Below are 13,518 nucleotides of genomic sequence, written 5' to 3'. Positions count from 1 at the left end.
GTTATCACATTGTAACCGCCCTTGGCAATGAATATCACATCGTTTTCGAAATTTTTTGAATTGTTTCCAACGCCCGTTGCGCATAGGCTTCGTACCTGTCTTTTTTCACTTTAATGCGGTTCGGAAGTTCAGGAAGAATCCCGAAGTTGGCATTCATAGGCTGAAAATTATCCGGGTTCGCATTCGTGATATAGTGAGCCATACTTCCAAGAGTCGTTTCAGGCGGCAGCACGACCAGATCTTTGCCCAATACAAGGTTTGCCGCGTTGATTCCTGCAAGGAGTCCGGACGCAGCCGATTCAACATACCCTTCCACTCCTGTCATTTGGCCGGCAAAGAACAAATCTTCACGGTGTCTGGATTGGTAAGTAGGCTTTAACAGATTAGGAGAGTTGATAAATGTGTTTCTGTGCATCACCCCGTAACGGACAATTTCAGCATTTTCAAGCCCTGGAATCAGCTTCAGCACCTCTTTTTGAGGTCCCCATTTTAAATGTGTCTGAAAACCAACAATATTGTAAAGGGTTCCGGCAGCATCATCCTGTCTGAGCTGGACAACTGCATAAGGGCGCTTGCCGGTTTTCGGATCCTCAAGCCCTACAGGCTTCATCGGTCCGAAAAGCATCGTTTTCTTCCCCCGCTTTGCCATAACTTCAATCGGCATGCATCCTTCAAAGAAAATTTCTTTCTCGAATTCTTTAAGCGGAACAGTCTCAGCCTCTACAAGCGCATCATAAAAACGGTCAAACTCCTCTTCTGTCATCGGGCAATTCAAGTATGCAGCTTCCCCTTTATCGTATCTGGACTTTAAGTAAACCTTGTCCATATCAATGCTCTCTTTTTCAAGAATGGGAGCTGCCGCATCGTAAAAATAGAAATAATCTTCACCCGTAAGCTTTTGCAGTTCATCCGAAAGAGCCTTGGATGTCAGCGGACCGGTGGCGATGATCGTTGGACCCTCGGGGATAGACGTAACCTCCTCATTCATGACGGTTACATTCGGATGATTCTTTACTCTCTCGGTTACGAGGCCCGCAAATTCATGGCGGTCCACCGCGAGAGCTCCGCCTGCCGGCACAGCGCAATCATCAGCTGACCGGATAATAACGGAGTTTAGGTGTCTCATTTCTTCTTTTAATACTCCAACTGCATTTGTCAAAGCATTTCCCCGAAGTGAATTGCTGCATACAAGTTCAGCAAATTTATCGGTGTGGTGAGCAGGTGTCTGTTTAACAGGTCTCATTTCATACAAATGAACTTGTACGCCTCTTTCCGCTAGCTGCCATGCAGCTTCACTGCCGGCAAGCCCCGCTCCAATTACATTGACCACTGTTGCTGTTTGACTCATTTTTGTATCCTCCTTTGATCCGGCTCACTCCATTGAAGCCGAATCACTCTATTTTTTATCTGGCCGATCTGCGTGTCCAGACGGGTTCCATTCCCATAAGGGAGCTCATGCCGACAAGGCTGGCTTGCATTTTAAAAACAGCAGGCAAATAAAAAGAAGGTGAGCATAAGAGGGCTCACCATTACTTTTGCTGCTCTTCTTTGTAATCACAGGCTGTACATTGAACCTGAACACCTTTTTTCAGCTTCTTCTCGACAAGCATAGATTCACAGCGCGGGCAGTTTCTTGCAATCGGCTTATCCCATGATAGGAAATCACACTCAGGATATCTGTCGCAGCCGTAGAAAATCCGTTTTTTCTTGGATTTGCGTTCTACTACATTTCCTTTTTCGCATTTCGGGCATGGTACCCCAATTTCTTTGACAATTGGTTTTGTATTTCGGCAGTCGGGAAAATTCGAACAAGCCATAAATTTGCCGTAGCGGCCCATTTTGATGACCATCGGATTCCCGCATTCTTCGCAGTCAATTCCTGCAAATTCAGGTTTAATTTCAACTTCTTCCATCTCTGCTTCAGCAGTGGTAATCCTTTTTTCAAAGTCTTTATAGAAATCGTCTATAATTTTCACCCATTGAATGTGGCCGTCTTCTACTTCATCCAGACTGTTCTCCATTCGGGCTGTAAATTCCACATCAATAATTTCAGGGAAAAACTCCATGATTAATTCAAGAACGATTTCACCAAGCTCTGTCGGAACAAAGCGCTTATTATCAAGCGATACATAGCCCCTTTTTTGAATGGTATCAAGGGTGGGAGCATACGTTGAAGGACGCCCTATTCCAAGCTCTTCAAGTGTTTTTACCAGACGCGCCTCTGTGTACCTCGGCGGCGGCTGTGTAAAATGCTGAGCGGGTTCAATATCTTTAGAGAATACTTCATCCCCGATTGCAAGCTCCGGCAAGTAGCGGTCTTTTTCCTCAACCTGATCATCATTGCCTTCCACATATACCTTCATAAACCCGGGGAATTTCACTTTCGATCCTGTAGCCCGGAAAACAACTCCATTATTATCTAGGTCAACGCTCATTGTGTCAAGTACAGCAGAAGCCATTTGACTGGATAAGAACCGTTCCCAGATCAGTTTATAAAGCCGGAGCTGATCACGGCTTAAGAACTCCTTCATCGAAGAAGGATCTCTTAATGTGGAAGTCGGGCGGATTGCTTCGTGCGCATCCTGGGAATTCGAGTTTTTCTTTGCCGCTTTTTTGACTCCGAGATAGTCCTTGCCGTATTGCTGTTCAATATAGCCGGCAGCTTCTGTTTGTGCGGTTTCGGAAATTCTTGTCGAGTCCGTTCTCATGTATGTAATTAACCCGACAGTCCCTTCTTTTCCAAGGTCAATTCCTTCATACAGCTGCTGAGCAATCATCATCGTTTTCTTGGCTCTGAAGTTCAGTTTCCTTGCCGCTTCCTGCTGCAGAGTTGAGGTTGTAAAAGGCACGGCAGGATTACGCCTTCTCTCTTTTTTCGTAACGTTGGCAACTTGGAAAGCATTCCCTTTGATCCGGGCTGTTACTTCTTTCACATCTTCCTCTGTTTTCAGCTCTCTTTTTTTACCGTCCATTCCGTAAAAAGAACCTTCAAATTGGTCCTTCCCTTTGAAAAACTGGCTCTCTACTGTCCAGTATTCTTCGGGAATAAATGCATGGATTTCCTTTTCTCTATCTATGATTAAGCGCACGGCAACAGATTGAACACGTCCGGCACTCAAACCCTTCTTAACCTTTTTCCAAAGAATCGGGCTGATCTTGTAGCCTACAAGCCTGTCAAGAATCCGCCTCGCCTGCTGGGCATCCACTAAATCCATATTTATCGCTCTTGGATGTTTGAACGATTCTTTAATCGCATCTTTTGTAATTTCATTGAACACAACCCGGCAATCAGAGTGAACATCCAGGTCCAGACTGTGTGCCAAATGCCATGCAATTGCTTCCCCTTCGCGATCCGGGTCAGCTGCGAGATATACTTTCTTTGCTTTTTTGGCAGCGGATTTTAATTCCTTAAGGACATCGCCTTTTCCTCTGATCGTAATATACTTTGGTGTAAAGTTTTGGGTTACATCCACGCCGATCTGGCTTTTGGGCAAATCACGGACATGTCCCATTGATGCTTTTACTTTAAATTTTTTCCCTAAGTACTTCTCAATTGTTTTTGCTTTGGCTGGTGATTCTACAATAACCAGGTAATCTGACATCCATATGTCCCCCTCAAGAGGTATTCTCTCTCTTTGTCTATCCCTTTACATCTTTCTTTTTTTAAGCTCTGTTAAACTTGGCTGTTGATTGCAGCTAGCAGGCGCTCGCTTCAATCAACAAGTGGTAGAAATCAACATCAGACTTTTACAGAGCCTCTTTTAAGATGCGGTTTCTTTTCCCGCAAACGTTAAATCCGCATATTTGAGCTATTTGTAAGCATTTTTATCTTTTCAAGTTAAATCCCCACTATTATTAAATATATATCATGCGTTTGTCAAACAGTAATTTCCCGCGGTTTGGAATTTTATTCCTTGCGCGGGCTTTATTTTTTTCTAATGAAAGGTTTTTATTTCTTCTAAAATATCCTCATAGCCCATAACCAGTTTTGCCCCGTCTTTTAAAAGTTCATTCGTTCCCGCTGATGAGCGGTCCAGAATGCTGCCCGGGATGGCAAACACTTCTCTGCCCTGTTCGAGTGCACATTGGGCCGTAATTAAAGAACCGCTGCGCTCTCTGGCTTCGGCAATGAGTGTCCCGCTGCCCAGCCCGCTAATCAGCCGGTTTCTCTCCGGGAAATGCCACTTTTGCGGTTTAATATGCGGGGCGTATTCAGTAAGGAGAAGATGATTTTTCCCAATCTCTTCAGCAATCGCATAATTGGAAGCGGGATAGATGTGCCCGAAGCCTCCGCCCAATACCGCAATCGTTTTCCCGCCATACTGAATGGAAAGAGCATGGGCTGCTGTATCGATGCCTGACGCAAGGCCGCTTACGATGATAAACCCCTTTTGAATGAGCGGAACCAGCACTTTTGCCAAGGCCCTTTTTCCATATGAAGTAGCATTTCGTGCCCCTGCCACTCCCAGTATATGCTCAGCCGTCATCAGGCTCATATCCCCCCTGCAAAACAGACTTACTGGAGGGTCCGGTATTTCTTTCAGCAGAACGGGATAGGAAGGGTCCGCTATCGTGATAAAGGATATTTTTGAATCGTTCAATTTTTTTTGAATATCTGCTGCTTTTAAGGAAGTGAAATCTTTTATGAAAACGGAGTAGGATGAAGGAGCGACAAGGCCCATTGAAGCGTATTCTGAAGGTTTGAGATGGAGGAGAAGACGAAAGGAAGGATCCATTTGATAAATCTTTCTGATTTTGGCAGCATAAATACCCCTGCAATAAGAAAGAATGAGGAGTTTTTCCGTTATTCGGTTCACAAAAGCACCCTTTCATTCGCTTAATATGAATAGAAACGGGTGGTGCATTTCACCCGTTTCTACTATTAAATAATTAATGCGTTTTACAGTTTTCGTAAATGCCTTTTTCTTTCAACACGGCAATAAGGGTTTCACCCATAACAGATGGTGTGTCTGCCACTTGAATGCCGCAAGCATTCATTGTTTTAATTTTTTCTTCCGCTGTCCCTTTTCCGCCAGAAATGATCGCACCGGCATGGCCCATGCGTTTTCCTGGAGGTGCTGTTTTTCCGCCGATAAAGCCTACTACCGGTTTCGTCATATTGGCTTTTACCCATTCAGCCGCTTCTTCCTCTGCCGTACCGCCGATTTCACCAATCATGATGACAGCATACGTTTCCGGGTCTTCATTGAATGCTTTTAGAACATCGATAAAGTTTGTCCCGTTAACCGGGTCTCCCCCGATGCCGACAGCTGAAGACTGTCCGATTCCTGCCTGGGAAAGCTGATGAACTGCTTCATATGTAAGCGTTCCGGAGCGGGAAACAACCCCTACATGGCCTTTTGTATGAATGTAGCCCGGCATGATGCCGATTTTGCACTCGCCTGGAGTAATGACACCCGGGCAGTTTGGTCCTACAAGGCGTGTTTTCTTGCCTTCCATGTAGCGTTTAACCTTTACCATATCCATAACCGGGATGTGTTCTGTAATACAGATAACCAAATCCAGTTCTGCGTCTACTGCTTCCATGATGGAGTCAGCTGCAAAAGGCGCAGGAACATAAATGACGGATGCATTTGCACCTGTTTCATTTTTTGCGTCAATGACCGTATTGAAAACCGGCACTCCTTCAACCTCTGTGCCGCCTTTTCCAGGTGTCACGCCGCCGACAATTTTCGTGCCGTACTCAAGCATTTGCTTTGTATGGAAGAGCGCTGTTGAACCTGTAATCCCCTGAACGATAACTTTTGTATCTTTATTAACGAAAACACTCATTTTTATCCCCCGCCTTTCTTAGCCTACTAAAGAAACGATTTTTTGAGCTCCATCCGCCATGGACTCAGCTGCCGTAATATTTAGTCCTGAATCTTTCAAGATCTGTTTACCCAGTTCTACGTTTGTCCCTTCAAGACGCACCACCAATGGAATTTCAAGGCCAACCTGCTTCGTTGCCTCCACTACGCCTTCAGCAATGATGTCACACTTCATAATACCGCCAAAAATATTAACAAAAATTCCTTTTACATTTTGATCGGACAAAATGATTTTAAAGGCTTCCGTTACTTTTTCAGCAGTGGCGCCGCCCCCAACATCAAGGAAGTTTGCGGGATTCCCGCCGTAGTAGTTAATGATATCCATCGTCGCCATTGCAAGACCGGCTCCATTAACCATGCAGCCGATTGTTCCGTCCAAAGAGATGTAGCTGAGATCATATTTGGATGCTTCAATTTCTTTTGCATCTTCTTCATCAAGGTCACGATATTCCAAAACATCTTTTTGACGGTATAATGCGTTTGCATCAAAATTAAGCTTCGCATCAAGCGCCATGACTTTGCCGTCTCCCGTAACGACCAGCGGGTTGATTTCAGCAATGGAGCAATCTTTTTCTGTGAATGCTTTATACAGGCTCATCATAAATTTAGCCGCCTGGCCCACAAGCTCACGCGGGATGTTGATGTTAAATGCGATTCGGCGTGCCTGATACATTTGAAGGCCGACTGCCGGATCAACAGATTCTTTAAAAATCTTCTCAGGCGTTTTTTCTGCTACTTCTTCAATTTCCGTTCCGCCTTCTTCTGAGGCCATCAGTACAACCCTTGAGGAATCGCGGTCAAGAACAAGCCCGACATAATATTCTTTCTTGATGTCGCAGCCTTCTTCGATCAGCAAACGCTTAACTTCTTTCCCTTCAGGACCTGTCTGATGGGTAATCAGTGTTTTCCCCAGGATTTCGCTTGCGTATTCTTTTACTTCATCCAGATTTTTCGCAACCTTTACCCCGCCTGCTTTACCGCGGCCTCCTGCGTGAATCTGGGCTTTAACCACTGTTACTTGTGTGCCTAGTTCTTTTGCTGCTTCAACTGCCTCTTCAACAGTGAAAGCCACTTTTCCATTCGGTACTGCAACCCCATATTTTCTGAGGATTTCTTTTCCCTGGTACTCATGGATATTCATTTCCCATCCTCCTAACCTATGTATCAATTAAATTAGACTGCGCTTTCATTTTATAAAATAGTTCATTGGTTGTCTACCATTCCACTCAAAATCTTTAAATCCTTCGAAAAATTCACAATCTTCCTCTTAAAATTATTTTCCTGAAAATATAAAAAGTGTGGCATTCCTGCCAGTTTACTTTTGTTCCTCTTTTTCCTTGTCAAGCTTGTAGATATAGGCGAAAATTTCTGCAACAACTGCGTAGAGGTCCTCAGGAATTTCCTGCTGAACCTCAAGGGAATCCAGTAAATTTACGAGTGATGCATCCTCTTTGACCGGCACGCCAGCCTTTTGCGCCCTCGAAAGAATTTCATCCGCAATCAGTCCCCGGCCTTTTGCTGTGACCTTTGGAGCCTGATCGGCACCGCCCTCATATTTTAGTGCGACTGCTTTTTTCTTCTTGCTTTCTTTCATATCCGAAAATCAAATCCTTTCGAAGGAGCTTGATAGACTGGAGCTTCCGGGACGTTCCACTCCTCTGTTTTCTTAAAAGAGATCCCTGAAAATTGGTAGGGGAGTCCTGAGAACCCGGCTTTTAATTCAGAATGTGCAGCTGCTGCAATAGAAGAAAGATCCTGTTTCGAATAAACGGCTGCGGATACGACCCGGTTCTGAATTTGAACATCCGCTGTAAGTGGACCTAAGTGCTTTAAATCCAGATAAAAAACAAGGCGGCAAAATGCCGGATCAATCTCTCCCTTCGGATCTTTGCGAAGCTGGAAATTGACGGCTACATCCGAAAGAATTCTCTCATCCTGAACCGGAAAATGCTGCCACAAGGATAATTGTCCGGGCTGATCGTTTTGGAGAAGCTGCAAGCCGTTCAATTTCAGCGACAGCTTCTCCGCATGATCTGCAGCCGGACTTGCACTATCTCCGACCTGTGCCAAAAGAGAGCGGATCGTCTGTTCGGAACGGTTTTCTCCTCCTTCGGCGCTGAAGGATTTTTCAAGCAGCATAAATAAACGGATCAGTTCTTTAGGCTGTGAAAGAACGTCCCTGATCTTTATCTTTTGACCAATCCAATTCATTTCTTCAGCTGTTAAAATTCCGGAATTGGATTGGAACATTTGACGAAGCTGCTCCGCCGGATTCCCAGAGGCTGAAAGTTTCGTTAAAACGGAATCAGCAGCGGCCTTTTCTTCTGTAAAAGACCCTGTACTCAGCTTCTGGAGCTCGTGGATCACCGCAGATGCCTTCCGATCGGCTGTTCCATTCCATAAATTGTCTATTTTTTGAAGAAGAGCGGCTTCTTTTGGGTCAGATATGCTGAGCGCCGGAACAAGATTCTGAAGGCCGCTTTTAATAGACCCCCCCTGAACGGCTTCCAATACGGAGCTCAATGTCCTGCGATTGATAGGCAATTGCCGCTCCATGGCCTCCTGCACCGCCAGGACCCCTGCTTCCTTAGAAGCCGGAGTGAGGCTTTTAAGCCACTCTGCTGCTTCCGATATATCCTCTGCGGAAAAAGGAATGCTCGCCCGGAGAAGGCTTACTGCTGCTTGTGAAGCCCATTTGGATGAAAAAGCGCCCGCGGGAGGGGCAATAGATATCAATGCCCGGATTGGATCGGCTTGTTTTTCCATTTTCTCGATCAATTTGAGTTCCGGTAAATCCGATTGGGACCTGACCGCTGCCTGAAAAATATATTCCCCTCCCTTCTGTAAGGGTGCCTCCACTGCAGCTGTCAGTTTATGCGGCCCAAACTGCAGCAGAGCCCGCTGATTCGGATAAAGCTCTGCAACCTTCCCCATGATCAGCTGGCCGTTCTTTAACTGAAGAGAACGAACGCCTGAGGAATCCGGAAAAGCTAACGATGATTGAAATGGTGAAGAAATCCGTTCCATCTTGCTTCACTCCTTTTTAAAGAAGTTCTTTTACAGGACTAAAGGTTTTTCTGTGATGAGGAGTAGCACCATGCACTTTCAGCGATTCGAGATGGATAGCCGTTCCATACCCCATATTCTGATCAAAGCCATAGGCAGGATACGTTTTTGCAAGATCCTTCATAATCCGGTCTCTTGTCACCTTAGCGACAACAGAACCGGCAGCAATGGAAATACTTTTCGCATCCCCTTTTATAATTTTTTCCTGCGGAATGTTCAGTTCCACTTCCATTGCATCGATTAAAAGGTAATCAGGATTCAATTCTAAATCTTCAATGGCCAGCCTCATCGCTTTTTTTGAGGCCTGATAGATATTAATCCGGTCAATCTCTTCGGCATCTACAATCCCGATCCCGATAGCCAGGGCTTCTTTTTGGATGACGTCAAAAAATAAATCCCGCTTCTTTTCAGAAAGTTTTTTCGAGTCATTCAGCCCTTCCAGGTAAAAGCCCTCGGGAAGGATAACAGCCCCGGCTACAACCGGACCGGCAAGCGGCCCTCTTCCGGCTTCATCAATGCCTGCGATTGATTTAAAGCCTTTAGAGCGGGCATCATATTCGAATCTCTTTAATTCTTCAAACATTTGGCGCATACGGTCTTTTTTTTCAATGCCTGCCAGACAGCGTTCTGCAAGTTTGCGTACAGACGCTCTCTCATCCCGTCTGTACTTTTCAATGAGCGGATCCTGCGGGTTATGTATGTTTTTCAAAATCGATTCAATGTCTTTTACCGTTTGTTTCATCTATGAACTTCCTTTATCTTTAATATCGGCTTTTTTTGCAAAAAAATAAAGACTCGCACGAAGCAAGTCTCTCTATCATATCTCTTCTCCCGGTCTTTCGAAAGACAGAGCACCTAATTTTTCGGAACGGATTTCTCTAAGGACAAGCTCAGATGTTTTATCGTAATCGACAATCCCGCCGCTCATCACACATCCCCTGCGGGTTGCAATCTCATCGAAGAGCATGACAATTTCCTCTGGAATTTCCTCTAATCCAAAACGTTCTTTTAATCGTTCAGGATAGTTGGCACTTAAAAACTGAAGGGCGTACACAGTGATGTCCTGCAAATTCAAGATGGTGTCCTTAATGGCTCCTGTCACTGCAAGTTTATACCCGACTAACTGGTCCTCAAATTTTGGCCAGAGAATTCCCGGCGTGTCGAGCAGTTCAATTTCTTTGCCTACTTTTACCCATTGCTGAGCCGTCGTAACTCCCGGCCGGTCTCCGGTCTTAGCCATGTTTTTCTTTGCCAGTCTGTTTATCAGTGTAGATTTCCCTACATTCGGAATCCCAATGATCAGGGCTCTGATCGCTCTCGGGCGAACGCCTTTCGCTTCAAGGCGGTCCAGCTTTTCTTTCAGCACGAGCTTGGATAAAGGCAAAATATCTTTCAATCCTTTCCCTGACTGAGCATCAAGGGGCAGCGCGTGCATCCCTTTTTCTTTGAAATAGTGCAGCCATTCCTTTGTTACTCTCGGGTCGGCCATATCTGCTTTGTTCAATAAAATAATCCGCGGCTTTGCCGACACAATTTCATCGATCATTGGATTTCTGGATGAGAGAGGGAGCCTTGCGTCCACTAGCTCATACACAATATCAATAAGCTTCAGTTTTTCTGTTACCTGCCTTCTGGCTTTTGCCATATGGCCCGGGAACCATTGTATTGCCATATTTAACACCTTCCTTTACTTCACCATGCGCATTTCCGGAAGAGGCCAGTAAACGAGTTTTGCTTCTCCCATAATTTCCGAAACCGGGACCGTGCCGATATGCCGGCTGTCCTTGCTGATTCTTCGATTGTCACCCATTACGAAAACCTGCCCCTTTGGAATCCGTTTTCGTCCTGTCACTTCTTCAAGGGTAAAATTTTCTGTAAGCGGCGGATCAATCAATTCACTTTTATATTTTTTTAAGTAAGGTTCACTAACGGGCTTACCGTTTATGTAGAGCTGGTCATACTTATATTCAACCGTTTCCCCGGGAAGTCCGATAATCCTCTTTATATAATCCTCATCTTTAGAGGCATGAAAAACAACAATTTCAAAGCGCTTTGGGCCTGAAATGGAAAAACCCGCTTTGTTTACGACCATCCGGTCAAAAGGATTAAGTGTCGGCAGCATGGATTCTCCATCGACGACAACCGTTGAAAAGAGAAAATGGCGAATGATAAAGGCAATGGCAATGGCCAGCCCAATCGCTTTGAGCCATTCAAACAGCTCTTTTCTTTCTTTCTTCAATCATCTCACCATCCCAATCTTCAGCTAATTCTATTTTTACACTGTTTCAGCAAGTTAAAACCTGTCAGGTTGATTTGAACATTTGAGGGATTTCAGTGAGTTGAAGGACTGCCTTTTACATAGGGAAGATCGGAAGAGAGCATTATCATTTCATAAAAAAAGAGCTTGTTGCTTTAACAAGCTCTTTCTCTAATTTATCGGATTTCTTTAATACGTGCTTTCTTACCACGCAATTCACGCAAGTAGTAAAGCTTCGCACGGCGTACTTTACCGCGGCGGACGATTTCAAGATTAGCGATTTTAGGCGTGTGTACAGGGAATGTACGCTCAACACCAACACCGTAAGAAACTTTACGGACTGTGAATGTTTCGCTGATTCCACCACCACGACGCTTAATCACAACACCTTCAAAAAGCTGGATACGTTCACGAGTTCCCTCAACAACCTTAACGTGTACACGCACAGTGTCACCAGGACGGAACGCAGGAAGATCAGTTTTAAGCTGTTCTTTTGTGATTTCTTCAATTAGTTTTTGCATCGTATTCAACTCCTTCCAACAGATGCTCATTCCAATCTTATGCATTGCAGCGGAACATCTTAATAAGATCTGCAGCTATTCAATGAATCTCTGCAAACCACAAGAGATATCTTACCATATTCATTTTGGCTTTTGCAACTGGTATTTAACGCTTTTTGAGCTTTTCCAAAACTTTTTTCTGCCTGTCCGTAAAGTTATAGCATTCAAGCAAGTCGGGTCTGCGTTCAAGTGTCCTTCTCAGAGACTCTTCTTCCCTCCATTCTTCTATCAGCTTATGGTTCCCGGAAATCAGTGTATCCGGTACCTTCATCCCCCTGAAGTCAGCGGGGCGTGTATAATGCGGATGCTCCAGCAGGCCGGAGCTGAAAGAATCAAGCACAGGAGAATCTTCATTTCCAAGAACCCCGGGAAGGAGGCGGACAACGCTGTCTGCAATCGTCATCGAGGGGAGTTCGCCTCCGGTAAGGACAAAGTCCCCGATTGAGATTTCATCCGTTACAAGGTGCTCCCTGATCCTCTCATCGTACCCTTCGTAATGACCGCAGATGAATACGAGATGATCGGCTCCAGCCAGTTCTTCTGCTTTGGTTTGGGTAAACCGTTCTCCCTGCGGACAGACAAGAATGACTCTTGGTTCCGCATCCGATGACTCCTGAATCGCCTGAACAGCATCAAAAATAGGCTGAGGCTTCAGTACCATGCCCGCTCCTCCCCCATATGGATAGTCATCCACCGTCTGATGCTTGTTATCGGCATACTCCCTGAAATTGACCACATTAAAGGTTACAGCATTTTTTTCCTGAGCCTTTTTCATAATGGAATGATGCAGGACCCCTTCAAACATTTCCGGGAAAAGGGAAAGAAAATCAATCCTCATCGTCAATCAGCCCTTCCATAGGCGTGATCACAATTTTCTTATTAGTAGGGTCAATTTCCTTTACGACCTCTTTAATGTATGGAATAAGTGCATCTTTCCGGCGGGGTCTCTTTATTACCCACACATCATTTGCACCGGGGGTAAGAATTTCCCTGACCTTGCCGATTTCTTTTCCGTCATCCGTAAAAACGGTGCATCCGATGATTTCATGAAAATAAAATTCATGCTCATCAAGCTCTGTCAGCTCAGATTCAGGAATCCGGATGACCATTCCTTTAAACGGCTCCACGTCATTGATGTTCGGATAACCTTTAAAAGTCAGCAGGTCAAAATTTTTGTGTTTACGGTGGCTTTCAATCTCAACGACTTCCTTAGGGGCGGTGTCTTTTTCGCCGAAAATAAAAATCTTCTTGCCGGCCTGATAGCGCTCTTCCGGAAAGTCTGTGACTGACACGACTCTCACTTCACCGCGGATTCCATGGGTGTTCACTATTTTTCCTACGTTGAACCATTTTGTTTCCATTCTGTCACCTCAGCATATTTCAATAATCATTCCATCTTTTACAATGATGCGTTTTTCGGAAAGCGGGCTTTGCCAGGTATCCCCTACCTCAACCTCAACAAGAGCCTGGACCTCTTCTTCTTTCAGCTCGCTTCCAAGCGGAAGTGTATGAAGCTGCTCAATTTGAAAATCGACCATCTTCATTTTGTCTTTCCGCTTTTCAATTTCTTTTTTATATTGCTGCCTCATTTCAGTGCTAATGTTTGTTTTCTCAAGTTTTTTCAGCTGAAAATAGAGCTGATCGCATTCTCTGTGAAGCTGCTCTCTGCTGGAGTTAAACCCCTCTAAAAGCTTGTTCTTGCTCTTCTCAGTCAGAACCTGCATAACATGTACCGTCTGCATGATCTTCACGCGCCATCCACCCTTCACAACACACTCTGTCTATTTTATCATTATTCCCAATA

14 protein-coding genes are annotated in these 13,518 nt (G+C 44.9%); all 14 read right to left on the bottom strand.

The window, feature by feature from the left end:
- Positions 1 to 34 precede the first annotated feature (34 nt).
- On the bottom strand, positions 35 to 1,348 hold the full coding sequence (gene trmFO / locus CEF21_RS11560; RefSeq protein ID WP_123916494.1) for an FADH(2)-oxidizing methylenetetrahydrofolate--tRNA-(uracil(54)-C(5))-methyltransferase TrmFO: 1,314 nt from the start codon (positions 1,346 to 1,348) through the stop codon (positions 35 to 37).
- 181 nt (positions 1,349 to 1,529) lie between these two features.
- Entirely contained in the window at positions 1,530 to 3,602 is a 2,073-nt protein-coding gene (gene topA, locus CEF21_RS11555) for a type I DNA topoisomerase (protein ID WP_123916492.1), read from the bottom strand.
- A 333-nt stretch (positions 3,603 to 3,935) separates the two neighbouring features.
- Positions 3,936 to 4,817 carry a DNA-processing protein DprA gene (gene dprA / locus CEF21_RS11550; protein ID WP_123916490.1) on the bottom strand — a complete coding sequence of 294 codons (882 nt, stop codon included), beginning with the start codon at positions 4,815 to 4,817 and terminating at the stop codon, positions 3,936 to 3,938.
- A gap of 73 nt (positions 4,818 to 4,890) precedes the next feature.
- A complete protein-coding gene (sucD, locus tag CEF21_RS11545) occupies positions 4,891 to 5,793 on the bottom strand; it encodes a succinate--CoA ligase subunit alpha (RefSeq protein WP_123916488.1) in 903 nt (300 codons plus the stop codon).
- A gap of 18 nt (positions 5,794 to 5,811) precedes the next feature.
- Positions 5,812 to 6,972: an ADP-forming succinate--CoA ligase subunit beta gene (sucC, locus tag CEF21_RS11540; RefSeq protein WP_123916485.1), complete on the bottom strand. Its 1,161-nt coding sequence runs from the start codon at positions 6,970 to 6,972 to the stop codon at positions 5,812 to 5,814.
- Between the two features lie 174 nt (positions 6,973 to 7,146).
- Positions 7,147 to 7,425, bottom strand: a complete 279-nt coding sequence (locus CEF21_RS11535) for an EscU/YscU/HrcU family type III secretion system export apparatus switch protein (protein WP_123916483.1) — start codon at positions 7,423 to 7,425, stop codon at positions 7,147 to 7,149.
- Entirely contained in the window at positions 7,422 to 8,858 is a 1,437-nt protein-coding gene (locus CEF21_RS11530; protein ID WP_123916481.1) for a hypothetical protein, read from the bottom strand. The genes CEF21_RS11535 and CEF21_RS11530 overlap by 4 nt, the downstream gene beginning before the upstream one ends.
- Positions 8,859 to 8,874: 16 nt before the next feature.
- On the bottom strand, positions 8,875 to 9,639 hold the full coding sequence (locus CEF21_RS11525) for a ribonuclease HII (protein ID WP_123916479.1): 765 nt from the start codon (positions 9,637 to 9,639) through the stop codon (positions 8,875 to 8,877).
- A 75-nt stretch (positions 9,640 to 9,714) separates the two neighbouring features.
- Positions 9,715 to 10,569 carry a ribosome biogenesis GTPase YlqF gene (gene ylqF, locus CEF21_RS11520; RefSeq protein ID WP_123916477.1) on the bottom strand — a complete coding sequence of 285 codons (855 nt, stop codon included), beginning with the start codon at positions 10,567 to 10,569 and terminating at the stop codon, positions 9,715 to 9,717.
- Positions 10,570 to 10,584: 15 nt separating this feature from the next.
- Positions 10,585 to 11,136 (bottom strand): signal peptidase I, encoded by a 552-nt coding sequence (gene lepB, locus CEF21_RS11515; protein WP_123916475.1) that lies wholly within the window; start codon positions 11,134 to 11,136, stop codon positions 10,585 to 10,587.
- Between the two features lie 194 nt (positions 11,137 to 11,330).
- Positions 11,331 to 11,675 carry a 50S ribosomal protein L19 gene (rplS, locus tag CEF21_RS11510; RefSeq protein ID WP_035411981.1) on the bottom strand — a complete coding sequence of 115 codons (345 nt, stop codon included), beginning with the start codon at positions 11,673 to 11,675 and terminating at the stop codon, positions 11,331 to 11,333.
- Positions 11,676 to 11,820: 145 nt separating this feature from the next.
- On the bottom strand, positions 11,821 to 12,552 hold the full coding sequence (trmD, locus tag CEF21_RS11505) for a tRNA (guanosine(37)-N1)-methyltransferase TrmD (protein WP_123920181.1): 732 nt from the start codon (positions 12,550 to 12,552) through the stop codon (positions 11,821 to 11,823).
- Entirely contained in the window at positions 12,542 to 13,075 is a 534-nt protein-coding gene (gene rimM, locus CEF21_RS11500; RefSeq protein WP_123916473.1) for a ribosome maturation factor RimM, read from the bottom strand. Before rimM ends, trmD begins: the two co-directional genes overlap by 11 nt.
- Positions 13,076 to 13,084: 9 nt before the next feature.
- Positions 13,085 to 13,465: a YlqD family protein gene (locus CEF21_RS11495; RefSeq protein WP_123916471.1), complete on the bottom strand. Its 381-nt coding sequence runs from the start codon at positions 13,463 to 13,465 to the stop codon at positions 13,085 to 13,087.
- Positions 13,466 to 13,518 lie beyond the last annotated feature (53 nt).

Origin of the sequence: Bacillus sp. FJAT-42376 (assembly GCF_003816055.1) — a bacterium.
Lineage (GTDB): Bacteria > Bacillota > Bacilli > Bacillales > Bacillaceae > Metabacillus_B.
Note: the sequence above shows the minus strand (reverse complement) of the source record. Positions and strands in the feature narration are given on the sequence as shown.

Coding starts and splice junctions, on each gene's coding strand:
- trmFO (WP_123916494.1), bottom strand. CDS start 1,348: ATGAGTCAAACAGCAACAGTGGTCAATGTAATTGGAGCGGGGCTTGCC.
- topA (WP_123916492.1), bottom strand. CDS start 3,602: ATGTCAGATTACCTGGTTATTGTAGAATCACCAGCCAAAGCAAAAACA.
- sucD (WP_123916488.1), bottom strand. CDS start 5,793: ATGAGTGTTTTCGTTAATAAAGATACAAAAGTTATCGTTCAGGGGATT.
- sucC (WP_123916485.1), bottom strand. CDS start 6,972: ATGAATATCCATGAGTACCAGGGAAAAGAAATCCTCAGAAAATATGGG.
- CEF21_RS11535 (WP_123916483.1), bottom strand. CDS start 7,425: ATGAAAGAAAGCAAGAAGAAAAAAGCAGTCGCACTAAAATATGAGGGC.
- CEF21_RS11530 (WP_123916481.1), bottom strand. CDS start 8,858: ATGGAACGGATTTCTTCACCATTTCAATCATCGTTAGCTTTTCCGGAT.
- CEF21_RS11525 (WP_123916479.1), bottom strand. CDS start 9,639: ATGAAACAAACGGTAAAAGACATTGAATCGATTTTGAAAAACATACAT.
- ylqF (WP_123916477.1), bottom strand. CDS start 10,569: ATGGCAATACAATGGTTCCCGGGCCATATGGCAAAAGCCAGAAGGCAG.
- rplS (WP_035411981.1), bottom strand. CDS start 11,675: ATGCAAAAACTAATTGAAGAAATCACAAAAGAACAGCTTAAAACTGAT.
- trmD (WP_123920181.1), bottom strand. CDS start 12,552: ATGAGGATTGATTTTCTTTCCCTTTTCCCGGAAATGTTTGAAGGGGTC.
- rimM (WP_123916473.1), bottom strand. CDS start 13,075: ATGGAAACAAAATGGTTCAACGTAGGAAAAATAGTGAACACCCATGGA.